The 413-nt window shown below is 33.2% G+C and carries 1 protein-coding gene; it reads right to left on the bottom strand.

The genetic code is table 11. From position 1 onward, the window contains the following. Positions 1-103 precede the first annotated feature (103 nt). On the bottom strand, positions 104-413 hold a 310-nt coding region (locus H4J39_RS00360; protein ID WP_220462082.1), incomplete at its 5' end, for a hypothetical protein.

Here is a 413-nt window from a genome sequence, read left to right as displayed (position 1 = left end):
TAACGCCCCATTAAGAGGCAAATAATTGTTGGCTAAAATAAGCGACGAAGGAGCAAATAGCCAGCTGTTATTTGTCCTGCTTGAATGGCTTGTTATACGTATTTTATTTACCATACTTTAATTCAAACAATTGTCTTAATAAATCTGTACGTTCAACATTTGATCTACAAACACCAATAACTATTATGGCTAATATCCCATGGTTCATTGGTGTCGAATAATTATTAACAAACCAAATTGACCATATATTATAAATAATGATCATTATAGCTGCGTAAAGAGGCGTAAAACTCAATCTATGTAGTTTTTTTTCTATGCGTTGAAGTTGCTCTATTTTTTGAAACTCAGCTATAGCTTTAACATCTTCCATTGAATTCAATTCCATCTGCGGACTCTCCTTTACGTATAACGCC

Source organism: Colwellia sp. Bg11-12 (genome assembly GCF_014076955.1).
Taxonomy (GTDB): Bacteria; Pseudomonadota; Gammaproteobacteria; order Enterobacterales; family Alteromonadaceae; genus Colwellia_A.
This window is presented reverse-complemented; position numbering and strand designations above follow the sequence as displayed.